This is a genomic window from Pseudoxanthomonas yeongjuensis (genome assembly GCF_010093345.1).
In the GTDB taxonomy this organism is placed as follows: Bacteria; Pseudomonadota; Gammaproteobacteria; order Xanthomonadales; family Xanthomonadaceae; genus Pseudoxanthomonas_A; species Pseudoxanthomonas_A yeongjuensis.
Window position 1 is genome coordinate 314,459 of record NZ_PDWT01000003.1, and the last position, 26,072, is coordinate 340,530.

The 26,072-nt window shown below is 64.8% G+C and carries 19 protein-coding genes; 10 read left to right on the forward strand and 9 right to left on the reverse strand.

What is annotated here, in order from left to right; translation table 11 throughout:
- Nucleotides 1–53: 53 nt before the first annotated feature.
- Entirely contained in the window at nucleotides 54–542 is a 489-nt protein-coding gene (locus CSC74_RS11095) for an Lrp/AsnC family transcriptional regulator (RefSeq protein ID WP_162314524.1), read from the reverse strand.
- Between the two features lie 331 nt (nucleotides 543–873).
- On the opposite strand from CSC74_RS11095, the gene CSC74_RS11100 reads away from it, so the two are divergent.
- Nucleotides 874–1,638, forward strand: coding sequence for a TonB-dependent receptor plug domain-containing protein (locus CSC74_RS11100; protein WP_162314525.1), 765 nt, complete (start codon nucleotides 874–876; stop codon nucleotides 1,636–1,638).
- Here CSC74_RS11100 and CSC74_RS11105 read toward each other — a convergent pair.
- Entirely contained in the window at nucleotides 1,635–2,342 is a 708-nt protein-coding gene (locus CSC74_RS11105; RefSeq protein ID WP_162314526.1) for a transposase, read from the reverse strand. The genes CSC74_RS11100 and CSC74_RS11105 overlap by 4 nt on opposite strands.
- A 207-nt stretch (nucleotides 2,343–2,549) precedes the next feature.
- On the opposite strand from CSC74_RS11105, the gene CSC74_RS11110 reads away from it, so the two are divergent.
- Together CSC74_RS11110 and fdhD are read left to right on the forward strand one after the other, a co-directional pair.
- Entirely contained in the window at nucleotides 2,550–4,880 is a 2,331-nt protein-coding gene (locus CSC74_RS11110; RefSeq protein WP_162314527.1) for an FdhF/YdeP family oxidoreductase, read from the forward strand.
- Entirely contained in the window at nucleotides 4,870–5,706 is an 837-nt protein-coding gene (gene fdhD, locus CSC74_RS11115) for a formate dehydrogenase accessory sulfurtransferase FdhD (protein ID WP_162314528.1), read from the forward strand. Before CSC74_RS11110 ends, fdhD begins: the two co-directional genes overlap by 11 nt.
- Nucleotides 5,707–5,710: 4 nt before the next feature.
- Here fdhD and CSC74_RS11120 read toward each other — a convergent pair whose 3' ends face one another.
- Together CSC74_RS11120 and CSC74_RS11125 are read right to left on the reverse strand one after the other, a co-directional pair.
- Nucleotides 5,711–6,937, reverse strand: coding sequence for a molybdopterin molybdotransferase MoeA (locus CSC74_RS11120; protein ID WP_162314529.1), 1,227 nt, complete (start codon nucleotides 6,935–6,937; stop codon nucleotides 5,711–5,713).
- A gap of 108 nt (nucleotides 6,938–7,045) precedes the next feature.
- A complete protein-coding gene (locus CSC74_RS11125; RefSeq protein ID WP_246193166.1) occupies nucleotides 7,046–7,666 on the reverse strand; it encodes an NTP transferase domain-containing protein in 621 nt (206 codons plus the stop codon).
- A gap of 139 nt (nucleotides 7,667–7,805) precedes the next feature.
- On the opposite strand from CSC74_RS11125, the gene CSC74_RS11130 reads away from it, so the two are divergent.
- Nucleotides 7,806–8,555 (forward strand): transposase, encoded by a 750-nt coding sequence (locus tag CSC74_RS11130; RefSeq protein WP_162314530.1) that lies wholly within the window; start codon nucleotides 7,806–7,808, stop codon nucleotides 8,553–8,555.
- A gap of 9 nt (nucleotides 8,556–8,564) precedes the next feature.
- Here the strand turns inward: CSC74_RS11130 and CSC74_RS11135 are convergent, their stop codons facing one another.
- The 4 genes from CSC74_RS11135 to CSC74_RS11150 form a co-directional block, all read right to left on the reverse strand.
- Nucleotides 8,565–9,368: an aldose 1-epimerase gene (locus tag CSC74_RS11135; protein ID WP_246193169.1), complete on the reverse strand. Its 804-nt coding sequence runs from the start codon at nucleotides 9,366–9,368 to the stop codon at nucleotides 8,565–8,567.
- 28 nt (nucleotides 9,369–9,396) lie between these two features.
- Nucleotides 9,397–10,413 carry a glycoside hydrolase family 43 protein gene (locus tag CSC74_RS11140; protein WP_162314532.1) on the reverse strand — a complete coding sequence of 339 codons (1,017 nt, stop codon included), beginning with the start codon at nucleotides 10,411–10,413 and terminating at the stop codon, nucleotides 9,397–9,399.
- Between the two features lie 35 nt (nucleotides 10,414–10,448).
- A complete protein-coding gene (locus CSC74_RS11145; protein ID WP_162314533.1) occupies nucleotides 10,449–11,927 on the reverse strand; it encodes an MFS transporter in 1,479 nt (492 codons plus the stop codon).
- A gap of 176 nt (nucleotides 11,928–12,103) precedes the next feature.
- Nucleotides 12,104–15,091: a TonB-dependent receptor gene (locus CSC74_RS11150; protein ID WP_162314534.1), complete on the reverse strand. Its 2,988-nt coding sequence runs from the start codon at nucleotides 15,089–15,091 to the stop codon at nucleotides 12,104–12,106.
- 467 nt (nucleotides 15,092–15,558) lie between these two features.
- On the opposite strand from CSC74_RS11150, the gene CSC74_RS11155 reads away from it, so the two are divergent.
- The 6 genes from CSC74_RS11155 (at nucleotide 15,559) to CSC74_RS11180 (ending at nucleotide 24,461) form a co-directional block, all read left to right on the forward strand.
- On the forward strand, nucleotides 15,559–16,869 hold the full coding sequence (locus CSC74_RS11155) for an MFS transporter (protein ID WP_162314535.1): 1,311 nt from the start codon (nucleotides 15,559–15,561) through the stop codon (nucleotides 16,867–16,869).
- A 33-nt stretch (nucleotides 16,870–16,902) separates the two neighbouring features.
- Nucleotides 16,903–17,895: an endo-1,4-beta-xylanase gene (locus CSC74_RS11160; protein WP_162314536.1), complete on the forward strand. Its 993-nt coding sequence runs from the start codon at nucleotides 16,903–16,905 to the stop codon at nucleotides 17,893–17,895.
- 46 nt (nucleotides 17,896–17,941) lie between these two features.
- The gene (gene uxaC, locus CSC74_RS11165; RefSeq protein ID WP_162314537.1) at nucleotides 17,942–19,363 is read left to right on the forward strand and encodes a glucuronate isomerase; all 1,422 of its coding nucleotides are present in this window, start codon (nucleotides 17,942–17,944) and stop codon (nucleotides 19,361–19,363) included.
- 17 nt (nucleotides 19,364–19,380) lie between these two features.
- Nucleotides 19,381–20,586 carry an endo-1,4-beta-xylanase gene (locus CSC74_RS11170; protein ID WP_162314538.1) on the forward strand — a complete coding sequence of 402 codons (1,206 nt, stop codon included), beginning with the start codon at nucleotides 19,381–19,383 and terminating at the stop codon, nucleotides 20,584–20,586.
- A 95-nt stretch (nucleotides 20,587–20,681) separates the two neighbouring features.
- Nucleotides 20,682–23,285, forward strand: coding sequence for a glycosyl hydrolase 115 family protein (locus CSC74_RS11175; RefSeq protein ID WP_162314539.1), 2,604 nt, complete (start codon nucleotides 20,682–20,684; stop codon nucleotides 23,283–23,285).
- Between the two features lie 138 nt (nucleotides 23,286–23,423).
- Nucleotides 23,424–24,461: an SMP-30/gluconolactonase/LRE family protein gene (locus tag CSC74_RS11180; protein ID WP_162314540.1), complete on the forward strand. Its 1,038-nt coding sequence runs from the start codon at nucleotides 23,424–23,426 to the stop codon at nucleotides 24,459–24,461.
- Nucleotides 24,462–24,580: 119 nt separating this feature from the next.
- Here CSC74_RS11180 and CSC74_RS11185 read toward each other — a convergent pair whose 3' ends face one another.
- Nucleotides 24,581–26,068, reverse strand: coding sequence for a mannitol dehydrogenase family protein (locus CSC74_RS11185; RefSeq protein ID WP_162314541.1), 1,488 nt, complete (start codon nucleotides 26,066–26,068; stop codon nucleotides 24,581–24,583).
- Nucleotides 26,069–26,072 lie beyond the last annotated feature (4 nt).

The following is a 26,072-nucleotide window of genomic DNA, read 5'->3' on the forward strand; positions in this document are numbered from 1 at the left end:
GCGAGTCGAAGCTGGCGAGCGTCTCCGGAGCGACGGCAATGATTCGCGTGCAGTCAACCGCGCTGCGGCCGCGACGTCAGCGGATAACCGGAGAATGGTTTCACTTCATCCATCAGGAAGTGCGAGACGATCTTCTCCACCCCGTACTCGCCGCCCAGCAACAGGCGCGCGATGTCCTTCCATTCGTGCACGTCGTGCACGATCACCCGCAACAGGTAATCGTAGGAGCCGCTGATGCGGCTGGCCTCGACCACTTCGGGCATGGCCAGGATGCGGTGGTCGAACTCGGTGAACTCGTCCAGCGCATGCTGCTTGAAGGTCACCTGCGCCAACACGATGGTGGCCGAGCGGATGCGGTCCACGGCCACGTGCGCGCGGTAGCTGCGAATCAGCCCACGCGCTTCCAGTGCGCGCACCCGCGCCAGGCAGGCACTGGGCGACAGCGCCACCAGGTCGGCCAGCGCCTGGTTGGTGATGCGCGCGTCCTGCTGCAGGACATCGAGGATCTTCAGATCCAGGCGGTCGGGACTCTTCTGGGACATGTTCGGACTCGCAGGGGTCAGGACTCGTTGAAGAGACCACGGATCGGGCCGCAGGTTGTAGGAAATACGAAGCACTATCCAGAAGATTCTGCAGTTATTGATGTCTGGATCCGTCGGCCATGCGGAATATAGACAAGTAACTTCTTTATTTTCAGCATCTTATCAAAATATCCAGCTCCGTTGTTTCTGCTGGACGCAGCGCCTGCGGTCACCTATTACTGCTAGCCAGCAGGCTCCCTGATGCCGCCCGCGACGGTAGGTCACCGGCGCGCCGTCCGGGAGCAGTCCTGCTTCGCAGCCTTACGCCACGACGCCATCGAGGGGATCGACCATGAAAGCGCAAGCCCGCCACACCCTTTTCCACGCCATCCGCCTGGCTTGTCTGTGCAGCCTCATCGGCGGCGCCCCGGCCTGGGCGCAGGAAGCCGCTCCCGCAGAAACCACGGCACCCGACGCGACCACCCTGGACCGGATTACCGTCACCGCCGGCAAGCGCGAGCAGTCGGTGCGCGAAGTCGCCGGCTCGGTCTCGGCCGTCACCGGCCAGCAATTGCAGGACATCGGCGCGCAAAGCCTGGCCGACTACATCCAGAGCACCCCGGGCGTGGTCTTCAACCAGTACCAGCCGGGCGTTTCCCATGTCGTCGTGCGCGGCATCGCCAGCAACTCCGGCAACGTGCAGGGCCAGACCACCACCGGCTATTTCCTCAACGAAGTACCGCTGACCGAGCCGGGCTGGACCATCGTGGTGCCCGACATCGACACCTTCGACCTCAACCGGGTGGAAGTGCTGCGTGGCCCGCAGGGCACGCTGTTCGGTTCGGCATCGATGGGCGGTGCGATCAACTACGTGGCCAATACCGCCGATGCGTCGGGCTTCGACGCGGCGGTGGAAGCCACGGTCAGCCAGACCCGCAACGCCGACACCGGCTTCGGCGCCAAGGCGATGGTCAATATCCCGATCAAGCAGGATGTGTTCGCGATCCGCGCCGTGGCCCAGTATCGCGACGATCCGGGCTACCTGGACAATGTCGGCCTCGGTCGCGATGGCTCCAACAACAAAAGGGGCCAGAGTAAATATACGTTTGAATCCTAAGCGTCAGCGGGCTCCCCTGGCTTCCGCGGCCTTCCTCGCGATCGTACCGTTACCGGACGATTGAGGGTCTTTTCCGCCATGGCCTGGAACCTGGGGTTGCCCAGGGCGCGCTCCTGTTGGAGATGCGCGCGGATAGCGTGGAGTTCGTCATCGTTGATGCCCTGCCGCAGCCATTCCCGATAGCTTTCCGCCCGCTGCGCGGGATGCGTTCCGGACCACGCCAGGTAGACCTCGTGCGGGGTGATGATCGGATCGGCGAGGGTCATCAGGCTGGCATGCACGCTGGACCAGCGATAGTGCTCCGGAGCAGCGACCATGGCGGCACGCACCGGGTTGAGCTCGATGTAGCGATGGACCGTGAGCAGGTAGTGTTCCGAGTCCACCAGACAGGATTTGAAGCGCCCCTCCCAAAGCGTGCCGGTACGCCCATGCTTGCGGTTGAATGCCGGGACGTAACGCTGCCCCAATCTTCGCATGGCTGCGGACACGCGACCGGGTGCCGGTGGGGTGAGCAACAGATGGACATGGTTGGTCATCAGCACGTAGGCGTGCAGTGCGACGCCCTGTTCCGCCAGGGCGTCGCCGAGACAATGGCGGTAGTGGGTGAAATCCTCGGCATCCAGGAACGTGGCGGCGCGATTGACGCCCCGATGCGTGATGTGAAGCGGCACCCCAGGTAACTCGAGGCGTGGACGGCGCGGCATGGCGGGAACCCTCTGCAGCGGAAAGACTGCAGCCAGCATCCCTGTCGCGCCGGGCCGGGACTATCGGACTTTCCCGCGTGGAAGCATGGTGAAATCCCGAATTCAAACGGATATTTACTCTGGCCCCTTTGTTGATGGCCCCTCTGTTGGACGACGTGGCACTATTGCGCGACGAGACTGGCTCATCCGAACGACGGAACCCCCACCATGACTGATCGCAAAGTTCCAGGCGTAGACGACTACGATGGCGCGGCGGGCGGATGGGGCGCGATGGGCGCGGTCGCCAGGGCGCTCAAGGGCCAGATGGCGATCGGCCGCGAGACCGCGGCGCTGCGCAGGGTCAACCAGCCCACCGGTTTCGATTGCCCGGGCTGCGCCTGGCCCGATCCGAAACACACTTCTTCCTTCGAATTCTGCGAGAACGGCGCCAAGGCCGTTTCATGGGAAGCCACCGGCAAGCGCGCGACACCGGAATTCTTCGCCGCGCATTCCCTTTCCGCGTTGTGGGAATGGAGCGACCACGCGCTGGAGGACGAAGGGCGGCTGACCCATCCGATGGCCTACGACCCGGCCACCGACACCTACCAGCCGATCGCCTGGGAAGCAGCCTTCGCCCGCATCGGCGCGGCGCTGCGCGAACTGCCGGATCCGGACATGGCCGAGTTCTACACTTCCGGCCGCACGTCCAACGAAGCGGCGTTCCTGTACCAGTTGATGGTGCGCGAATTCGGCACCAACAATTTCCCCGACTGCTCCAACATGTGCCACGAAGCGACCAGCGTCGGCCTGCCCGAATCGATCGGCGTGGGCAAGGGCACGGTGACGCTGGAGGACTTCGACCACTGCGACGCGCTCTTCAGCTTCGGCCACAACCCCGGCACCAACCATCCGCGCATGCTCACGACCCTGCGCGGGATAGCGAAGCGCGGCGCGCCGATCATCGCCGTCAATCCGTTGCGCGAGCGCGGCCTGGAGCGCTTCACCTCCCCGCAGCATCCGGCGGAGATGCTGACCAACAGCTCCACCCCCCTCGCCCAGACCTATTACCAGGTGAAGATCGGCGGCGACGTGGCCCTGCTCAAGGGCATGATGAAGTGGCTGTTCGAAGCCGATGCGGTCGACCTGGCGGCAGGTGGACCGGGCCTGCTCGATCGCGCGTTCATCGCCGAACACACCCATGGCATCGAAGACTTGCGCGCCGATATCGAAGGCACGCGCTGGGACGATATAGAACGCATCTCCGGACTGTCGCGCGCGGACATCGCAGATGCAGCTTCGGTCTATGCCCACGCCGAGCGCGTGATCCTCTGCTACGGCATGGGCATGACCCAGCACCGCTTCGGCACGCACAACGTGCAGCAGATGGCCAACCTGATGCTATTGCGCGGCAACATCGGCCGGCAAGGCGCGGGCATCGCGCCGATCCGCGGGCACTCCAACGTACAGGGCGACCGCACCGTCGGCATCACCGAGAAACCGACCGTGGAGCTGCAGGAGGCGATCAAGCGCACCTACGGCTTCGAATTCCCGCTCAGCCACGGCCACGATGCGGTCGAAGCGATACGCGCGATACGCGATGGCCGCTCGAAAGCGCTGGTCTGCCTGGGCGGCAACCTGGCGGTGGCGATCTCCGACCCGCAGGTCACTTTCCCGGCGATGCGCAAGCTGGACCTGGTCGTGCACATCGCGACCAAGCTCAACCGCTCGCACCTGATCGCCGCCAGGCAGGCGTTCCTGCTGCCCTGCCTGGGACGCACCGAGCTGGACCGGCAAGCCAGCGGATTGCAGTCGGTGACCGTGGAGGATTCCATGTCCATGGTCCACGCCTCCGAGGGCGGATTGAAGCCGGCGTCGGAACACCTGCTGTCCGAACCGGCGATCGTCGCGGGCATCGCCCAGGCCACCCTGCCCCACAGCAAGGTCCCGTGGCAGGCCCTGGTCGACGACTACGACCTGATCCGCGATGGCATCGAATCGGTGTTCCCTATCTTCGAGGATTTCAATCGCAGGGTGCGCGAGCCGGGCGGCTTCCGCCTGCCGGTGGGCGCCTCGGTACGCGACTGGGGCGGACCGGGCAGGAAGGCGAATTTCCTGGTCGCGCCGGGACTCGACGAGGACGCGGCAGGAGACCAACCCAACGGCCAGCCCGGTCTGCTGACGATGACGACGCTGCGCGCGCACGACCAGTACAACACCACCATCTACGGATTGAACGATCGCTATCGTGGGATTTCCGGGCGTCGCGACGTGGTGTTCATGAACCGGCAGGACCTGGAGGCGCGCGGACTCGCGCATGGCGACCGCATCGATATCGAATCGCGCGTGGCGACGGCGCAAGACGGCATCGCCACGCGTACCGTTCGCGGCTTCACCGCCGTGGCCTACGACATCCCGCGCGGATCGGCCGCCATGTACTACCCGGAAGGCAATTGCCTGGTGCCGCTGGACAGCCACGATCCGAAATCCGGCACTCCGGCGTACAAGTCGATTCCGGTGCTGATCAGCGCTTCCAGCGAAAGCGGAAACCGTGCCGTCTGATCCGACCGCGGAAGGCGCCGGTTACCTGCGCCGACCCGTCACCCAGGTGCGCGGCGCGTCGGTGCAGCCGGCCGACGACCTGCTGGCCGAGGAAATTCCCGTCGCGGTGCATTACGACGGCGTCGCGTTCGCGGTGATGATGGCGACGCCGCACGACCTGGAGGATTTCGCCTACGGATTTTCATTGACCGAGGGCCGCGCGCATCCGCGCGACATCGTCGCGATCGGGATACGGCCGGTGCTCGAGGGAATCTTCCTGGACATAACCACCCGTCACCCGGCGCCGACCGGCGCGGACGAGGGTGGACGCAATCTTCCCGGGCGCAGCGGTTGCGGCATCTGCGGCAGCCGCCTGCTGGAAGAAGTGGTCAAGCATCCCGCAGCAGTCGCCGAAGGAACGACGATCAGTGCAGCTGCCCTGGAGGCGGCGCTGCAAGCGCTCGAACACAGGCAACCGCTCAACGCCGCCACCGGCGCGACCCACGCCGCCGCGTGGGCGCGCCCCGATGGCGCACTGGTGCTGGTTCGCGAGGATGTCGGTCGCCACAACGCGCTCGACAAGCTGATCGGCGCGATGCTGCGCGCCGGCGTCGAACCCGACCGGGGTTTCGCTCTGGTCACCAGCCGCGCCAGCTACGAAATGGTCACCAAGGCGGCTATCGCCGGCATGCCGCTCCTCGCCGCGATTTCGGCGCCCACTGCCTTGGCGGTGCACCTGGCCCAGGACTGCGGCCTGACACTGGCCGGTTTCGTCCGGCCTGGCCGCCACGTGATCTACAGCCATCCGCGGCGATTGATCCAGCCGGAAGATCCGACGGCGGGTTGAAGCTTCAACCGAAATCCCACTTGCCGCCCGGATCCAGCGGCAACACATCGATCATCGCCTCGTCCGGCGTTTCGTCGACATCGTTAGGCAACACTGCCCAGGCATTGGCTTTCAGCAAGGGAGCCATGCGGAACGATTCCTGCCCGTCGAGCAGGGTTGCCCGCAGCAGGCCATGCGTGTCGTGGTCGACCCGCGCCTTGAGGAAATGCCGCAATCCGGCTCGCCGGTCGCTTGCCACGGAAAGCCGCGCGTGCAGCGGCGATTCCTGCGCCATGCCCAGCATCGCCCGCAACGCTGGCACCACGAAAAAACGGAATCCTGCCGCGGTCGCCAATGGATTGCCCGGCAGTCCGATCATCAGCGGACCGTCCGCCAGCATCGCGGCGAGCAACGGTTTGCCCGGACGGATACCCACCTTGTGGAACAGCAGGCGGGCGCCGATCGATTCCAGGCTGGCCGGCACGAAATCGTGGCGTCCCATGGAAACCGCGCCGGTGCTCAGCACCAGATCGGCCTGCACGGCGACCCGCTGCAGCTCCGCGGCGAAGATCGCCGGATCGTCGTCCAGGGTCAGGCTCGTCACCACCTCGGCACCGAAGGCGCGAAGCGATGCCTCGAGATAAGGGGCATTGGCCGCGCGGATCTTTCCCGGCTCCAGCGGCAGCGACGGATCGGCCACCAGTTCGCTGCCCGTGCTCAGGATGGCCACGCGCGGTCTGCGGCGGACCTCGACGCGCTCCACGCCCAGTGCCGCCAGGGCCATGCACAACGCCGGCTCGACGCGCTGGCCGGGGAGTGCGATTGGTTCGCCCGGCATGAGGTCGCTGCCGCGGCGACGCACGTTCTGGCCGGGACTCACGTCCGCCAACAGTCGCATGCGCCCATCATCCAGCCGTTCTGTATTTTCAAGCGCCGCCACGCAATCGAAGCCATCGGGCAAGCACGCGCCGGTGGTGATTTCCCAGGCCGCGCCACTGGTCCCGGCAGGTATCGGTCCACCCGCAACGATCACCCCGGCGACGCGGAATTCGCCGCCGGCGCGCAGCGTCCCGCCGGCACTGGCCAGCGCGTAGCCGTCCATGGCCGCATTGTCGAAAAGCGGAAGCGCGCATGCCGCCTGTATCGGCATGGCAAGCACGCGTTCCCGCGCATCGGCGGGAGAACACGATTCCATTTCCAGCAGGCGGGATCGATCCAGCACCCGCCGCAGCGCCTCCGCATACGCAATCACGAACGATCCCCGGTTCTCAAACGGAAAGTGGATTGCATCGAGACGTCGGTTCGAGGCATGCCTGCCGATGCCAGGCCGTAGCGCATTCCGGTACCGCGCCTCGATATTTCATCGTTTTCCCGATGCAGGTTCCATCCGACGCATGAGCCGTTCACGCTCCTGCGGCGTGTTGGCGTTGTCCAGCACCGCATCGGGTGGCGTGGGCAACAACAGCATGTCGACCTGCAGCAAGGTGTCGCGCAAGCCGTTCCGCCCCGCGCGCACCTGCTGCTCCAGGCGACCCAGCGCGGCCGGTTCCCAGAGCGTGCAAAGCGGTTCGGGCAGGTCGTCATGGCCACTACGATAGCCGATGGCGGCATGGCGCCCGTCGCGTGCGCGGATCAATGCCTCCAATGCCGCGTCGTTCAACAGCGGCAGGTCGCAGGCCACCACCAGCCATGCCGCCTGTGGGTACGCGGCGCGCGCGGCGAGCAGCCCCGCCGCCGGTCCGACTCCCTCCAGGCCGTCGATGATCTGGCGCATTCCCGAGCGCAAAGGTTCGCTGCGCTGTCCGGCACGCAGCGATACGAAGCAAGGCCGCGCATGCTTCTGCAATAGCCGCAGCGTCGCCTGCAATTGCGGTTCCCCGCCGGCATCGAGCAGCGCCTTGTCTTCGCCCATGCGCAGGCTGTCGCCACCAGCCAGCACCAGTCCATGCAGCGACGACAGCGCTTTTCCTTCAGCATCCACGGACTTGCCTCGGCTTAAAGACTTAAAGGGGACGGAGGTAATTAAACAGGCATTTCCTACGTTCCGCGCATCACTTCCCTGATTTTCCGCCGCGCCGCCGGTCGAGACATTGGATGCCCGCCACCCTCCGCCTTCCGCCATGCCGCGCCGCGCACGCCTGGTTCTGCCAAACGTTCCGCTCCACATCACCCAGCGCGGCGTCAACCGCGCCGCCATTCTCATCGATGACGACGACCGTCATCACTACCGCAAGCTGCTGCACGAAGCCTGTACTGGAAATGCCATCGCCGTCCATGCCTCCGTTCTGATGGACAATCATGTCCACTTGCTCCTGACGCCACCCAGGCCAGAGGTGCTGGCCGTGGCGATGCGAGCCGTCGGCCAGAGCTACGTCCAGTGCTTCAACTACCGGCATGGTCGCTCCGGCACGCTGTGGCAGGGTCGCTTCAAGTCCTGCCTGGTCGATTCCGATCGATATGCGCTGACGGTATGCCGCTACATCGAACTGAACCCGGTGCGGGCCGCCATGGCCGCATTGCCGGAAGAATACCGCTGGTCCAGCGTACACACACACCTTGGCAAGGCCCGTGATCCACTGATTACACCGCACCCTGCGTACCAGGCACTGGGCGCTACCGGGGAAGAGCGGACCATCGCATACGGAATGTGGTTGCATTCCGGAATCGACGACGAGGAACTCCCTGCGATCCGCAGTTACAGGAACGGGGTCAGGTTGACTTCTAGCAACACCCGCCCCGGTTCGGAAGCAGTTATTCCTGCTCGAGCGGATCATCCGATCTCGCTCACCAGACCCATGGAACGTGAAGAACGGAGGTCAGGTCTACTTCCTGATCGACCGAATCTCCCCACGATCCATTCTTCAGGCTGATCAGCCAGGTCAGGTCTCGCCCCATTCGATCAGGAATCGTCTCCGCAGCATTTCCCCTGGCAGGACCAGCGTCGGCTCCAAGTTGAATGCATCGCCAGGACCGCTTTGCGGTTCCACGCAGGTGGCGAAGGATGTCGCGTCGTAAACCACCCAGTGCGTGCAATTCGAGCTCAGGCGCAGCTGCTGGCCTGCGCGCCGCAGCGTGACCGGCTCATGGTTGATGAAGCAGTCGTCCCAGGGGCCCGGCGGCGGATCCGCCAGCGGCAGGGTCGCTATTCCTTCATGGTCCCGTGGATAGATGCTGCTGGGTGAGAAGTGGAACTGCTCGGGCTTGCGGAACCAGGGATGCCAACCGATGACGGCAGGCATCGGATGTTGTCCGGCGCGTACCGACAGATCCATCTTCAACCAGCCCTCCCCTGCCTCGATGCGCTGATGCGCGGTACCGCCGAACGGCCAGCGTTCGTCTTCGGGCAACGCCAGCGAAAGTTCGACGGCGTGGCTTTCGTGCGCCTCCACCTTCCACGGCATTGCGAAGCCGACACCATGGATGGCATGCGCACCCATGTTCAAGGGAAGCTGATATTCCCGGTCCTGGAAGCCGAACCGGCCATGGCGGATGCGACCCGCCCACGGCAGCATCGGATAACTTCCCCAGGCGATCATCGCCGTGTTGTCTTCCTGATAGCCGACCAGATGATCGATCCCGTCGTAGTTGATCTGCGCGATGCGTCCACCCGCCTGCGGCGCGATCGTCACGCGCAGGCTTCCGTGGGCGATGCCGATCAGCGGCCCCGGCGCGAACGGCGCCATCGCATCCGCTGCAGGCGATCCGTGCGGATCAGCCGCCATAAGGGTCGATGGTCCGGATCCTGCCCTGCCCGTCGTAATGCAGTTCCGTGACCTTGACCGATCGCAGGTGGGTCACGCCGCCCGAGAGAATCGAGTCGTGGTAGAACAGGTACCAACGGCCCTCGAACTCGCAGATGGAGTGATGGGTCGTCCAGCCAACCACCGGCTGCAGGATCACTCCCTGGTAGACGAACGGACCATACGGGTTGTCGCCCACCGCGTAGCACAGCAGGTGCGTGTTGCCGGTCGAATACGAGAGGTAGTACTTGCCCAGATGCTTGTGCATCCATGGGCCCTCGAAGTATCGCCGTGCATGATCGTCGGCGCGTAGCGGCTGCCCCGCCTCATCCACTATCAGTACTTCACGCGGTGCCTCGGCGAACTGCTTCATGCCCGCCTCCAGCCTTGCCACGCGTGGACCCAGCGCCTGCCGGCCATCGGCAGGCTCTTCGTGCGAGGCATCGTAGGCATTGTCCCGGTATTTCTGCAGCTGCCCGCCCCAGAGGCCGCCGAAGTACAGGTAGCATTCGCCGTCGTCGTCGGTGAACGCGGCGGGGTCGATGGAATAGCTGCCGTCGATCGGCTGCGGCTCGGGCACGAACGGACCCGCCGGGTCGTCGCCGACGGCCACGCCGATCTGGAAGATGCCGTCCGCGCGCTTGGCCGGGAAATAGAAGTAATAGCGGCCGTCGCGATACGCGATATCCGGCGCCCACATCTGCCGTTCGGCCCAGGGCACGTCTCTGATATGCAACGCGACGCCGCAATCGACCGCTTCGCCCTCGGGCGAATCCATGCGCAGCACGTGGTAGTCCTGCATGCCGAAGTGATCGCCCAGATCGTTGAAAGCGATGCCCGCCTCGATATCGTGGGAGGGATAGATATAGAGGCGGCCATCGAAAACGTGCGCCGAAGGGTCGGCGGTGTAGATGTGCGTGACCAGCGGTGGCGAGATCGCCTTTCCGGCCAGCGCCTTCAGCAAGATTGGATCGAATTCATCGGCCATGGCGATCTGTTCCGCAGGGATAAGTAGTCGACAGTTCACGCATTGGCTTGTGCCCGGCGCGCATTGAGCTCCTGTTCGATCCGCGACTCCATCTTCTTGTCGATTTCGTACAGGAACAGCAGCGCCACGCAGGCCAGGAAAGGAATCGAGCAGTACACGCTGATCGCCAGCTTGATGCCGTGCACCGCTTGCGGCGACTGCGCGGCCAGGTCGGGGCTGTAGCCGTACCAGGCCAGGATGCCGGCGACCAGCGAGCCGCCGACGCTCAGTCCGATCTTCAACCCGCACAGGACCGCCGAGAAAGTGATCGCGGTGGCGCGGCGGTGGTTCTTCCACTCGGACCAGTCGGCCACGTCGGCGACCATCGCCCACAGCAGCGGGATGGTGATGCCGTAGAAGAAGCCGTGCAGGATGTACGACACGACCACCAGGCCGATCGACGACGGCGAATAGAACCAGAACGCCAGCAGGCACAGGGTGGAGACGAACAGCGCGGCTCCGAACACATCGCGCTTGCCGAAGCGGTCGGCGAGCCGTTTGGAGAAACCGATGCCGATGATCATGAAGATGATGCCGCCGGCATTGAACAGGCTGAACGCCGAGGTCGGCGCGTCCTTCGGCCACTGGAATTCGCTCAGCCCGATGCCGGTGAGCGCGGCGTTGAGCCCGGCGATGAAGCGGTCGAAACCGACGTTTTCCAGGAACTGCGCCAGTTGTCCCGCATCCAGGTAGTACTTGAAGTAGTAGACGTACATGCCGCCCTTCAGGGCGAGGTTGATGAACACCAGGATGGTCAGCGCCAGGATCAGCAGCCACGGCCTGTTGCGGGTGAGGTCGGCCAGGTCCTGGCGGATGCTGGACTTCTGCCCCGCCGCCGGGACGATGCGCTCCTTCGTGGTGATGAAGGTGATCAGGAAGAACACGGTGCCGACCACCGCGAACAACGCCATGGTGTTGTGGAAACCCTGCACCTTGTCGCCGCCGCCGAGGATCAGCACCAGCGGCAGCAACAGCACCTGGATGACGAACTGCGCGACCATCACCGCGACGAAGCGGTACGACGACAGGCTGTTGCGGTCGGCCATGCTGCCGGTGATCACGCCGCTCAGCGCCGAATACGGCAGGTTGTTGGCGGCGTACACCATGACCAGCAGGGTGTAGGTGGTCAGCGCGTACACGACCTTGCCGTGTTCGCCCAGGTCCGGCGTGCTGAAGGCCAGCAGCGAGAGCACGCCGAAAGGGACCGCGGTCCACAGTATCCACGGACGGAACTTGCCCCAGCGGGTGTTGGTGCGGTCGGCGATCAGGCCGACGACCGGGGTGAACACGAAGGCGCCGAGCAGGCCGCCGGCGAAGATGATCGTGGCCGCGGTGCCGGCGGGGATCCGGTACACGTCGGTATAGAAGAAGGCGAGGAAGGTGATGAAGGTCTGGAAGATCAGGTTCGCCGACAGGTCGCCGAGGCTGTAGCCGACTTTTTCCTTGACCGAGAGCGTTTCGGTTGCGTTGTTCATGGCCGCGGGTTTTCCCTGTGGATCAAGCTTCCGGCATTATCGGCCACCCGGCCGCACTGCCCTGGATATGGCGCGACCCGCCCGGCGCTTTCGCACCGGAGCGGGCCGCAGGTGGTCGCCCACCGGTTTACCGCATCGCATGTCCCATCAGGACATGTCCATCGGCACATGCTGCATCAGAACGTGCCGCGGATACCGACCATGTACGTGGTGCCCGGATCGTAGTAGTCGTTGACCGCGTTGTCGTGCCAGAAGTTGGAGCGACGCTCCTCGCCGGTGAGGTTGAGCACGTTGAGCGTGATCTGCGGCTTGCTCGGCAGGCTCGACAACGTGTAGCTCGCCGACAGATCCAGCTGGCCGCGGTCCTCGCCGTAGATCTGCGCCGGGGCGATGCCCTGCTGGTTCGGACCGGTGCCGAACGCGCCTTCCGCCCAACTGTAGGACAGGCGCACCGAAGCAAGGTCGTTCTCCCAATAGGCGGTGGCGTTCCACAGCGACGGCGAAACGCCGTACACGTTGCCGGAAAGCGCGGTGGCGTCGCGGCCCTCGGTCGAGATCTTGATCTTGGTGTAGTTGGCCATGAAGCCCAGGCCGTTGAACACGAAGTCCAGCGGCTGCACCCAGATCGCTTCCCAGCCGCGGATGTTCAGCGCCGCATCGGCATTGACCTGCTGCTGCACGTTGATCGTGGCCACGTTCGGGCCGCCGCGCTGGTTCAGCGCCTCTTGCTGGGTTTCGGTGAGGTCTTCGAACGGAATGCCCAGTTGCAGGAACGGAATCGTGGTCACGCCCTGGAAGGTGTAACCCTCCACTCGCTTGTTGAACAGGGTCAGGCCGACGAAGCCTTCATCGCCGGTGTACCACTCGCCGCCCAGGTCGAAGTTGGTGGAGATGTACGGCGTCAGGCCCGGGTTGCCCTGGTTGGCGTTCGTCGCACCCTGGTCGGTGAAGGTGGTGTTCGGCAACATGCTGCTCGGGTTAGGCCGGGTCATCGTGCGCGAACCGGACATGCGCAGGACCACACTGTCGGCCACGTCCCAGGCCGCGCTGAACGACGGCAACCATTCGCTGTAGTCGCCGTCCAGGCTCTGCCACTGGCGCACGCCGCCGATGGTGACCGGACCATTGATGTTGTGCTTGGTGTCCACCCAGCGCACGCCGGCGTTGTAGCGCAGGGTGCGGTTGAGGATTTCGGACTCGCCATTGATCTCGATGTAGGCGGCCTTGCTCTTCTCCTCGAAGCCGCCGGTCGAACCGCCCGTGTTCGGGCCGCCCGATTCGGGCGCGGAATCGCGGAACTCGGCGTAGTTGGTGTCGGCCATGAAGCGGTCGAAGTCGATGGTGATGAAACCGTCGGGACCCGGCAGCAGGTACTGGGCCAGCTGGTCCTGCGGAACCGCGGCCAGCGGGCCGCCTTCGCAGGCCGGACGCGGGTTCGGCACGCTGCCGTCGGCATTCAGGCCGCGGCACACGTAATCCTCCCACGCCGCGCTGTTGTCGAAACCCTGGATGGTGCGGTAGTTGCGGTCCGTGGCCGCGCCGATCCTGATGTTGTTCCTGTCGTCGCCGAACTGCAGGTCGGCGCGGAAGCCGCCGGTCTCGGTCACGCGCTTCTCGTTCTGCACGTTGACGCGGCCGCCGGCCCAGGTCCAGCCCAGGTTCGGATCGTTGAGGTCCAGGTCGGTGGTCCACGAAGGCAGGCTGCCGTCGTTGGCGTACTGGATGGTGGTGTACGGAGAGTTGACCAGGATGGTCGGCGACTCGCGGCGCATCCAGCTGCGGCTGACGTTGGCCTGCAAGTCCAGCTTGACCTGGTCGTCTCCGCCGAACCAGAAGGTGGCGCCTGGATTGGCGCTCCAGTACTTCACGTCCTCGGCGTACGGGCGCGCCTCCAGGAAGTACCGCGCATTGGTGAAGGTGGCGCTGGTGACCACGCCGTTCTCGTCCAGCTGCATGTCCATCGGGATCATGCTGCCGTTGCGGCCGATCAGGTTCATGTCGATGCGGTCGTTGGTGCGGTGCGCTTTCGTGTACAGCAGGTCCAGGTAGAAGTTCATGTCCTCGTTCGGACGGAACTCGAACGAGCCCACGAACGCATCGCGGTCGCGGTCGCCGGACATGTTCACCGGGCGGCCCAGGCGCGGGATCAGCGCTTCGCCGATCTGCGCGGCGGTCAGGCCCGGATTGTTGGCCAGCAACCACGCGGCGTCGATCGGCTGGCCCGGGGTCAGGCCGGCGCCGATCGTCGAGGGGTTGTCCGGCACCGTGTCGGGGATGCGCCAGCCATTGCCGCCGTAGACATTGCAGGGCTGGCCCAGGGCGGGAAAGCCGGCGGGATCACCGCCATTGCCGCATTGCGCGTTGGTCAGGTTCGGATTGGTCCAGCCGATGGTCTCGTAGCCTTCGACGCCGATCTTGCCCTTGACCGAGGACACGCCGACCAGCGCGCCGAAGGTGCCGGCCTCGTTGGTCCAGCTGCCGATCAGCGAACCCTGCGGGCTGATCTTGTCGCTGATGTCGTTGTACGAGCCCTGCAGCGAATAGGTGAGGTGCTTGCCGGGATTGTCGAACGGACGCGAGTTGCGCATGTCGACCACGCCCGCCGCGCCGCCTTCGGGCAGGCTGGCCTTCGGCGACTTGTATACCGTCACCTTGTTGAAGAATTCGGTGGGGAACAGGTTCAGGTCGACTTCGCGGTTCTGGTTGGTCGCGTCCAGGCCGATCGAGGCGGTGGCCGCGGCGGCGCCATTGATCGTGGTCTTGGTGAAGCTGTTGCCGAGGCCGCGGATGCCGATGTTCAGGCCTTCGCCGTTGACGTCGCGACTGATCTGGATGCCCGGGATGCGGGTCAGCGATTCGGCGATGTTGGTGTCCGGGAACTTGCCGATGTCCTCGGCGAAGATCGAATCGGTGAAGCCGGTCGACTCGCGCTTGGCGTCGGTCGAATATTGCAGGCTCTGGCGGAATCCGGTGGAGACCACCCGGTCGAGGTCGGTCACGGTGGGCTCCGTGCCCTGCACCTGCGCCGCGGGTTCCGCAGGCGTGGCGACAGGCTCGGCCGGTGCGGATTCCGTGGACTGGGCGAAGGCGGAACCGCTCGCCAGACTGAAAAGCGCCAGACTCAATGCGCGCGACAACGCCGTTCTTGAAATATGAATTTGCACCGTACTCCCCTCCCGTTTCTGGTGATTCGACCTGTCGCGGATATTGGCCGCGTGGAGTCGAGTGGTTGGTGTTTTTTGTCAGGACTGACCGTAGCGACCGCGATTGCGTGATGAGCGGACCGGCCGGATGGTAGCGCTACCATTTTTTTCCCGCACGCTGCGCAGCAACATGGATCCGGGATTGACCGAAAAGTGCCCTGCTGCGTTGCAGCAGGTGCTTGTTTATTGATCGCGGCGTTTTCCGGGACACTTCTTCCGGGTCTAGCCGGGCGTCGTTCCGCTGTGCTAATGATAGCGCTATCACACAAGTCGCAATGCCACGTCGCGCAAGGGAAAACACCGATGATCCGAACCAGACCCCACGCGCAATTCGCATTGCGCCGCAGCAATTCCCTTTCTGGCGCGCGCACTTCCTTCCTGCTTCGTCATTCGACGACATGCGCGGATTCTTCCGTGGCTTGTCGTACATGAGCAGCGCCGGATCCAGCGCCGACGCTGGGCAAGCGGCGCCGCGGCTGGGCAGGTACCGCTGGCGCATCTGCGCGATGCTGTTGGCGGCGACCACGATCAATTACATCGACCGCCAGGTCCTGGGCGTACTGGCGCCGTTCCTGCAGGAGGAATTCGGCTGGAACGAGATCGAATACGGCTACATCGTCACCGCGTTCCAGGCCGCCTATGCCATCGGCCTGTTGTGCACCGGCGTGATCATCGATCGCCTGGGCACGCGCATCGGCTATGCCATCGCCATTGGTGTCTGGAGCCTGGCGGCCATGAGCCATTCGCTGGCCGCAAGCGTCGGTGGCTTCATCGCCGCGCGCTTCATGCTTGGCCTGGGAGAAGCGGGGAATTTCCCCGCGGCGATCAAGACCGTCGCCGAATGGTTCCCGCGGCGCGAGCGTGCGCTGGCCACCGGTATTTTCAATTCCGGCTCGAACATCGGCGCGATCGTCGCGCCGCTGATGGTGCCCGTGGTCGCCGTGACCTGGGGCTGGCAGGCCGCCTTCCTGTTCACCGGCGTGCTGAGTGCGGCGTGGATCGTGGCCTGGTTGTTGATCTACCGCACCCCAGAGCAACACCCTGCCCTCTCCAGCGCGGAACTGGCGCATATCCGCAGCGACCCGCCGGAACCGACCGTGCGCGTGCCGTGGTCGCGGATCCTGCGCCATCGCCAGGCATGGGCTTTCGTCGCCGCCAAGTTCATCACCGATCCCATCTGGTGGTTCTTCCTGTTCTGGCTGCCCAAATTCCTGCATGCCGAATACGGCCTGACCCTGATGGGCCTGGGGCTTCCTCTGATCGTCATCTTCGTGATGGCCGATGTCGGCAGCATCGCCGGCGGCTGGCTGTCCGGACGCCTGATCAAACGCGGCTGGAGCGTGAACCGCGCGCGCAAGGGCGCGATGCTGGTATGCGCGCTGTGCGTGGTGCCGATCGTCTTCGCCGCGCGCGCCGACAACCTGTGGCTGGCGGTGGCCTTGATCGGCCTGGCTACGGCGGGCCACCAGGGTTGGTCGGCCAACGTGTTCACGCTGACCTCGGACATGTTTCCGCGCCGGGCCGTGGCCTCGGTCGTGGGCATCGGTGGCTTCGCCGGTGCGGTCGGCGGCATGATGATCGCCACCTTCACCGGCCTCCTGCTGGAAGCGACCGGCAGCTATGTGCCGTTGTTCCTAATGGCCGGCTCGGCCTACCTGCTCGCGCTGATGGTGGTGCATGCGCTGGCGCCCAGGCTTGAACCCGCACAGCTTGATGTCCCGCCTGCACAAACCATCTGACGCCCCCCGGAGAGTCGCGTGAACAAACATCGCATGAGCAAACATCTCTTTCTTGCAAGCCTGCTGTCGATCGCGGCGAGCGGACCGGCGTACTCCGCGCCCTTGGCGGAAGGCCAGTCGAAATTCCTGGGCAGCGCCTACAGCCAGGCGCAGGCCCCTGATTTTGCCAGGTACTGGAACAAGGTGACGCCCGAGAACGCCGGCAAATGGGGCGAGGTCGAGGCGGTCCGCGACCGGATGGATTGGACCCTGCTGGACGAGGCCCACCGCTTCGCCAAGGCCAATGGCCTGCCCTTCCACATGCACGTGATGGTCTGGGGCAACCAGCAGCCCGAATGGATGGAGACCTTGCCGCCCGCGGAACAGCGCGAGGAGATCGAGGAGTGGTTCGCGGCCGTGGCCCAGCGCTATCCGGACCTGGATTTCGTGGAAGTGGTCAACGAGCCGTTGAACGACCCGCCGAACAAGGACGACGAAGGCGGCGGCAACTACCTCGCCGCGCTGGGCGGCGAAGGCGCCAGCGGCTGGGAATGGATCCTGCAGTCCTACCGGCTGGCACGCCAGTACTTTCCCCGGGCCAAGCTGCTGATCAACGATTACAACATCACCAACAAGCCCGAGAACACGAAGCGCTACCGCGGGATCATCAAGCTGCTGCAGAAGGAAAACCTGGTCGACGGCATCGGCGTGCAGGCGCATTCCTTCGCCACGACCAGCGAATGGCCGATGGACGTGCACCGCGCCAACCTGGATTCGCTCGCACAGACCGGCCTGCCCCTCTACGTGACCGAGATGGATATCGACGGCCCCAGCGATGCCGAACAACTGGCCAGCTACCAGCGCGTTTTCCCGGTGTTCTGGGAACATCCGGCGGTCAAGGGCATCACCCTGTGGGGATACCGGCCGGGAATGTGGCGCGAGAAGGAAGGCGCGTACCTGATCCGCGCGGACGGCAGCGAGCGTCCCGCCCTGGAATGGCTGCGACGTTATGTCAGCGGCGATCCGGCAGGCGCCACGACGCGATGACCGGGATCTTCCATCCGCTCGAATGCATTCCACCGAAGCCGCTGCGATGACTGCACCAACGCCACTGGTCCTCGACGAAAACCGGCTGTTTTCGCCCGATCCGACAGCCCGTGCGATCGCCCGCCGGCTTTATTCGCAGGTCGCCGGCCTGCCGATCGTCAGCCCGCACGGCCACACCGATCCGGCCTGGTTCGCGACCAATGCCGCGTTCGCCAACGCGACCGAGTTGCTGCTGGTCCCGGACCACTACGTGTTCCGCATGCTTTACAGCCAGGGCATTGCGCTGGATGCCCTGGGCATTCCCCGCGCCGACGGCTCGCGCGCCGGCGTCGATCCCCGCGCGGCCTGGCGCCTGTTCGCGGCCAACTTCCACCTGCTGCGGGGCACGCCGTCGTCGATGTGGCTGAACCATGTCTTCCACGAGGTCTTCGGCTTGCGCGTGCGTCTGGAGGAAGCCACCGCCGACACGCATTACGACCACATCACCGGGGCGCTGCAGCGGCCGGAGTTCGCCCCGCGCGCGTTGTTCGAGCGTTTCAACATCGAAGTCATCGCCACCACCGAATCGCCGCTGGATCCGCTGCGGCACCATGCCGCGATCCGCGACAGCGGCTGGAACGGGCGCGTGGTCACCGCCTATCGTCCCGATCCGGTGATCGACCCGGAACACGAACAGTTCCCGGCGGCGTTGCGCCGGTTCGGGGAAATCACCGGCGAGGACGTGCTCGACTGGAACGGATACTTGCGCGCGCATCGCCAGCGCCGTGCCTTCTTCGCCGCGATGGGCGCCACTTCGACCGACCATGGACACCCCAGCGCAGCGACCGCCGATCTTGCCGATGCCGACAAGCGCCGGCTGTTCGACCAGGTCGTGCGCGGCGATGCGACGGCGCAGCAGGCCGAACTGTTCCGCGCGCAGATGCTGACCGAGATGGCCGCGATGAGCCTGGACGACGGCCTGGTCATGCAGCTCCATCCGGGATGCTTCCGCAACCACAACCGGCAGCTGTTCCAGCGCTTCGGCCGCGACAAGGGCGCGGACATTCCCGTGCGCACCGAGTACGTGCATGCGCTCAAGCCCTTGCTGGACCGGTTCGGCAACGAACCCGGATTCAAGCTGATCCTCTTCACCCTGGACGAAAGCGCTTATGCGCGGGAGCTCGGTCCGCTGGCCGGCCACTACCCTGCCCTGCTGCTGGGTCCGGCGTGGTGGTTCCACGATTCGCCCGAAGGCATGTGGCGTTTCCGCGAACAGACGTTGAGCACCGCCGGCTTCTACAACACGGTCGGCTTCAACGACGACACCCGCGCCTTCCTTTCGATCCCGGCCCGCCACGACGTAGCGCGGCGCGTGGATTGCGCCTTCCTGGCCAAGCTGGTCGCCGAGCACCGCATGGACGAAGACGAAGCGGCCGAGGTCGTGGTGGACCTGGCTTATCGGCTGCCGAAGAAGGCTTACAAGCTGTGAGGCGGGCGAGCACGCCGATGAGCTTGTCATCGCTGAAGGCCAGGACCCTGGCGTCGCTGTTGTTGGCGGGCCTGGCCGTTGCAGTCGTCCCGCCACTGCAGGCGGACGATAGCGCAGTGGGCGCCGCTGCGGGAACGTCGGCGAAGTCCGCCACGCTGAAGCAGGCCTACGCCGACGACTTCATGGTGGGCGTGGCGGTCAACGACGACATCGTGTCGGGTCGCGATGCGCGCTCGCAGGCGCTGGTTCCGCTGCACTTCAACGCGATCACTGCCGAGAACGTTATGAAGAACGAGGTCATACATCCAAGGCCGGGCGTGTACGACTTCGCCGCGGCGGATGCCTTCGTAGCCTTCGGCGAGAAGCACGGCATGTTCATCGTCGGCCATACACTGGTCTGGCATAACCAGACACCCGACTGGTTCTTCCAGGATGGCGATGGCAAGCCGAATGATCCGAAAGCCCAGATCGAACGCATGCGCGGCTTCATCGAAGTTGTCGCCGGTCGCTACGCGGGGCGTGTGGATGCATGGGACGTCGTCAACGAGATCATCGACGAGGACGGCGGCTATCGTCCCACCACTTGGGTCAAGGCGATCGGTGATGGCGACGAAGTGGTCCGCAACGCCTTCCGTTTCGCTCAACGCTACGCACCGGACACGGAGCTCTACTACAACGATTTCAATGCTTGGCGGCCGGAAAAGCGCGATGGCATCGTGCGCATGGTCAAGATGCTGCAGGCCGCGGGCATCCGCATCGACGGCATCGGCATGCAGGGCCACTGGGGCCTGGACTATCCATCCACCGCGCATATCGAGACGGCGATCGACGCCTACGCAGCGCTGGGCTTGAAAGTAATGATCACCGAACTGGACGTGGACGTGCTGCCGCTGACCAGGGAAGGCCAGATCATCGGCACCGGCATGGCCCATCCGCAATTCCAACGGGAGGAATTCGAACGCTTCCTCGACCCCTACCCCGATGGACTGCCGGCAGAGGTGCAGCGTCAACTGAGCGAACGCTATGTCGAACTTTTCCGCATCTTCCACCGCAAGCGCGATGCGATCGCGCGGGTCAGCCTGTGGGGCGTGCACGACGGCATGTCGTGGAAGAACGACTACCCGATCCCGCACCGTACCAACTATCCGCTGCTGTTCGATCGCGAACGCCAACCCAAGCCCGCATTGGACGCGGTGCTGAAGGTGCCTGCGCGACAGGACTGAAGGGACGACTCGACGAGGTTGCGCTTACCCGCCAATCCGCCCTTGCACGCCCCACGGAACCAGCGACCCACTCTTCGAAAGAGGATCTGAAAATCATGCGCTTCGCCTGCGGAACCATAACCCTGCTGTTCGCCCTGGCGATCATGCCGGCCGCCCATGCCTGCGAATCCCCTGCATCGGTTTGCGCTGAGCGAGGCGAAGGCAGCTTCCCGCTGATCGAAGCGGGAAAGCCGGCTACTATCCTCGTCGATGCCTCGGCGGATCCTGCCGTGCAGCGGGCGGCCGACAACTTCGCCGCCGATCTGGGACGCGTGGGCGGAACCAGCGCTCGACGCATCGCTGGAATTCCCGCGCAGGCAGGCGCCCTGGTGATCATCGGCGTGCTGGGGCAAAGTCCGGTCATCGATGACCTGGTCCGCAGCGGCAAGCTCGATGCGCGTGACATTTCCGGGCAGTGGGAAGCCTTCCGCCAGGTCGTCGTCGAGCAACCGCTGCCGGGTGTTTCGCGGGCGCTGGTCATCGTCGGTGCCGACCGTCGCGGGGCGGTGTTCGGCACCTATGACCTCTCCGCGAAGATCGGCGTTTCGCCGTGGTACTGGTTCGCCGACGTACCGGTGCGCCCGCAGTCGAACCTGTTCGTCACTGCCGGATCGCACCGGGATGCGCCGAAGGTCAAGTATCGCGGCTTCTTCATCAACGACGAAGATCCGGCGTTCGGCAGCTGGACCAGCAAGAAGTTCGGCGGCAGCAACGCGAAGATGTACGAGCATGTTTTCGAACTGCTGCTCAGGCTCAAGGGCAACTACCTGTGGCCGGCGATGTGGTCGCCGAGAGCTTTCAACGACGATGATCCGGACAACATGGTCGTCGCCGACACCATGGGCGTGGTCATGGGCACTTCGCACCACGAGCCGATGACGCGCGCGCATGACGAATGGCATCGCAACACGGAGCAAGGCGTCACCGGCGGCAAGTGGGATTACGCAACCAATGCCGCCAACCTGGAAACCTTCTGGCGGGGTGGCATCCAACGAATGATGTCGAAAGGCAACGGGCAATCGTACGAAAGCCTGGTCACCATCGGCATGCGCGGGGACGGCGACGAAGCCATGGCCGAGGGCACCGCCATCCCGCTCATGGAAGGCATCGTCGCCGACCAGCGCAGGATCATCGCCCAGGCGACCGGCAAGCCCGCCGGGCAGACGCCGCAGGTGTGGGCCCTCTACAAGGAAGTGCAGGACTACTACGACCAGGGAATGAAAGTCCCGGACGATGTCACCCTGCTTTTCGCGGACGACAACTGGGGGCAGATCCGTCGCCTGCCCACCGGCGACCTCGGCCATCAGGGTGGATATGGCGTCTATTACCATTTCGACTACGTGGGCGCGCCGCGCAACTACAAATGGTTGAACACGGTCCAGATCGAGAAGACCTGGCAGCAGATGGATCTCGCCTATGCGCGGGGCGCCAGAGCGCTGTGGATCGTCAACGTGGGCGACATCAAGCCGATGGAGTTTCCGCTCTCTTTCTTCATGGAACAGGCCTGGAATCCCGAGGCGATGACCCCGGATGCGCTCAAGCGCTATCCGGAAGCATGGGCGCGCGCGACCTTCGGACCCGCGCAATCGGTCGCGATCGCGGACCTGGTCACGCGCTACAGCCAGTACGCGGCGCGGCGCAAGCCGGAATTGATCGACGCCGACAGCTTCCGCATCGGCGAACGGGTCGGCGACACGCTGGAGCGTGGTGAGTTCGACATGCTGGTGGACGAATGGCAGTCGCTTGAACGAAACATGCTGAAGGTGAAGGCTGAGCTGCCCGAAGCACAACGTGCCGCGTACCTCCAATTGGTCGAACATCCCATCGCGGCGCTGTCCAATCTTTATCAGCTCTACCATGCCGTCGCCTGGAACCGTCGCCTGGCTGCGGCCGGCGATCCGCGCGCCAACACTTTCGCCGATCGTGCCGAGGCCGCCTTCCGCCGTGATCAGGCATTGACCGACGCCTATCACCATGTGGCCGGCGGCAAGTGGGACGGAATGATGTCGCAGACGCACATCGGCTACAGCAATTGGCAACAGCCCGCGACCCAGGTGATGCCCGGGATCAAGCGCATCCAGGCTTCGGGCGAAACCAGACCGGTCGTCTTCGCCAGCAGTGCCGCGGATCACGAGGCAACGCAGGAGGTCGTGGCCATCGAAGCACCCGACTTCAGCAGGGCCGTCGATGGCAAGGGATTGGCATGGAGGGTCATTCCGCATCTCGGGCGCACCCTGGGCGCCGTCGTCGCCCTGCCGCAGGGACGCGCCCCGACCGTCGAGCAAGACGCTGTGCGGCTGGAATACGACGTCATGGTCCGTCATCCGGGCGACCTGACCGTGCAGCTGTACCTGTCCCCGACCCTCGACACCATCGGCCGCGGATCGTTGCGGGTCGGCATCTCCCTCGATGACGGCCCCATGCAGACGCTGGTCGACAAACTGCTGCCCTCGCCGACGGCAACGACCCTGGAAGAGCAGCGCGACTGGAATCGCGCGGTCGAACACAATGTCCGCGTGCTGCAGACGGTGTTCCCGGGAGTGATCGCAGGCAAGCATTCGGTCAAGGTCTGGCGGCTGGACGACAACGTAGTGCTGCAGAAGCTGGTCGCGAGCACTGGGCCCATTCCGTTGACGTACCTTGGGCCGGCAACGAAATGAGTGCCCCACTACTGCAAGGATCCGGCTTGACCACCATTCTCAAGCGACTGACTATCGGCGTCGCTGGATCCGTCCAGAACGAATGCGATGCTTGAACGCCGACCGATCACTGATCACGAGCCGCCTGGATATCCCACAATGCGAAATATCTCCCGCCTCATTCTTGCCCTTTCGTTCCTGGCTACACTGGTTGGCTGCACGACACCGGGCGAATCGGCAGCTGACTTTCCTGTCATCGGACGCACGACCGCCTTCGATCCGTCATTCCACGCGGTCGTCGCTGCGGATGCACAGATCGAGAAGCTCACCGAAGGCTTCACCTGGTCCGAAGGACCCACCTGGATCCGCGGCGGAAATTACCTGCTTTTCACCGACGTGCCCGAGAACACGCTGTATCGCTGGACGCAGCGCGACGGTCTCTCTGTTTTCCTCAAGCCTTCCGGTCTTGCCGACCCCGACCCGGAAATCATGCGCGAGGCCGGCGCCAATGGCTTGTACGCGGAGCCGGCAGGTACCGTGCTGGTGGCCGACTCCGGGACGCGTGTCGTGGCCAGGCTCGATCCGGCTACGAAGCGGAAAACCACGATTGCAGCGACCTACGAAGGGAAACGTTTCAACAGTCCCAACGACCTGGTCCGGCGCAGCGATGGCGTGGTGTTCTTCACCGATCCACCTTATGGCCTGAAGGGACTGGACGATTCCCCGGCCAAGGAGCTGAAGTTCAACGGTGTGTACCGCATCGATACCGATGGCAGCGTGCATCTGCTGGATGATGAGTTGAGTTTCCCCAACGGCATCGCGTTGTCGCCGGACGAGCGGACTCTATATGTTTCGAACTCGGATCCGACGCGCCCGGTGTGGATGGCTTATTCACTGGATGCACAAGGCGATGTCGCCGGCAAGCGCGTGTTCGCCGATGCCTCCGACCTCATCGATGAAGGTGTCCAGGGGTTGCCCGATGGCATGGCCGTCGCTGGAGACGGACGCCTGTTCGCCACCGGACCCGGTGGCGTGCTGGTGTTCGATCCCGATGGCAAGCGCCTGGGACGTATCGAGACCGGCCTCGCGATCTCCAACTGCGCCTTCGGCGACGACGGGCGCACGCTCTACATGACCTCGCATACCCTGCTGGCACGGATACGCTTGAAAGTCACCGGCCTGCAATTCGGCCGCTAGGAACGCCCGGACCGTCACCGCCGTAGGAGCGCCCCTTGGGCGCGATGCTCTGGTCTGGGCACTCGGTAGAGCATCGCGCCCAAGGGGCGCTCCTACACAAGGCGTGGCGTCGGATCCGCCTAGGCACGTCCCTCGCCCGCAAGCACGCGCAGGATCGCCGACGGCGTCGCATCGCCGAACCTGGCGTAGGCCTCGCGCAATGCACCCACGAATCGCGGATCGCCGCCGAGCGGTGCGAACACCGCATCCATCGCGAGGAAAGCCGCCACGTCACCTTGTGCATCACCCGTTGCCTTGCGACCGATGGTAGACAACGCCTGGTCGAGGGGATCCACCAGCGCCACTCCGTTATTGGCCTGGCGACGCACGAAGTGCATCCAGGCCGCGATCGGCAGGCACAGCACGTCGATGGGACGGCCGGCCGCCAGTGCATCTGAAATCGTGCCGAGCAGGCGTACCGGCAGCTTCTGCGAGCCGTCCCAGGCGATCTGCGACAGCTTGTGGCGGATGGCGGGGTTGCGGAAGCGTTCCAGGATGGCGCCGATGTAGGCCTGCGGATCGAATCCGCGCGGCGTGTCGAGGTTGGGCGCGATGTGTTCGCGCATCAATCGCTCGACGAAGCCGGCCAGTTGCGGACGGCGCATCGCATCGGCCACCGTTTCGATCTCCAGCAGCGAACCAAGATAGGCCAGTGCCGAGTGCGGCGCGTTGAGCAGGCGCAGCTTGGCCCGGTCGTAACCGGCGATGTCGTCGCTCAGGGTCACGCCGACGCGTTCGAAGCGCGGGCGGTCATTGCAGAAACGATCCTCGACCACCCATTGCGAATAGGCTTCGCGCTGGACCGGCCACGCATCGATGCAACCGAGTTGTGCGGACACCTGTTCGCGTAACACGTCGTCGGTGGCCGGGGTGATGCTGTCGACCATCGAGCGGGGGAATGCGACTTCGGCTTCGATCCAATCTTTCAATGCAGGATCGATCCGTTGCGCGAACTGCAGGACCGCGCGTCGCAAACGCCCGCCGTTGTCGGCAAGGTTGTCGCAGCTCAGAACGGTGTAAGGCGCCACACCAAGCCGCCAGCGCCGGCGCAATCCGGCCACTACGTAACCGATGGCGCCATGCGGCGCCCCGGGCGAAGCGAGGTCATGGACGATCTCCGGATTCGCCAGGTCCAGCCCATCGCCGGCCAGGCAATAGCCCTTCTCGGTGATGGTCAGGGTCACCAGCCGGGTGCAAGGATCGGCCAGGCGGTCGAGCACGGCGGAAGAATCCTCGCGCGCGTACAGCACTTCCTTGAGGGAGCCGATGACCCGCAGGACTGGCCGTTCGCCTAGCAAGGCAAGCGTGTACAACCCGTCCTGCGGTCGCAGGGCATCGCGTACCCCAGCGCCGTGCAGCGAGACGCCGCAGATCGCCCATTCCGGTTCGTCGGCCAGCAGGTCGTCGACGTAGACCGCCTGGTGCGCGCGATGGAAGGCGCCGACGCCGATATGGACGATGCCGATGCGGGTGGCTGCACGATCGTAAGCCGGGCGCACGATGTCGACTGGAAGCGCGTCGAGCACGGTGTCGCCGAGTCGTGCAGCGGTGGAAATGGAAACGGTCATGCAG